Source organism: Psychrobacter sp. GW64-MNA-CIBAN-0177 (assembly GCF_040309585.1).
GTDB classification, from domain to species: Bacteria; Pseudomonadota; Gammaproteobacteria; order Pseudomonadales; family Moraxellaceae; genus Psychrobacter; species Psychrobacter okhotskensis.
Window position 1 is genome coordinate 1 of record NZ_JBEOOY010000114.1, and the last position, 296, is coordinate 296.

At 41.2% G+C, this 296-nt stretch carries 1 protein-coding gene; it reads right to left on the bottom strand.

The features are described from left to right. A partial coding sequence (locus tag AAEY79_RS14400) for an IS1595 family transposase (protein ID WP_352288955.1) occupies positions 1-296 on the bottom strand: 296 nt, incomplete at both ends.

Consider the following 296-nt stretch of genomic DNA (forward strand, 5'->3'; position numbering starts at 1 on the left):
GCCCATAGCTGTTCTCAGCTTGCTTAATATCAAACGTGCCGTTCGCCAATTAACTTCAATGTGCTTGCTCAGTCTTAATGCTGAAATACTGCCTTTATCTGAGCCTAAAAAGTAGATAGCCCAAAACCACTTAGTGATAGGAATACGGCTACCGTGGAATAATGTGTCTGCTGTGACCGATGTTTGTTTATGACATTGACTGCATTCATATAAATTGCGGGTTGTAAGCTCATAGGCATGCTCACAAGAGCATCTAGGGCAAACAAAACCATTAGGCCATCTCATTTTCTTAATGT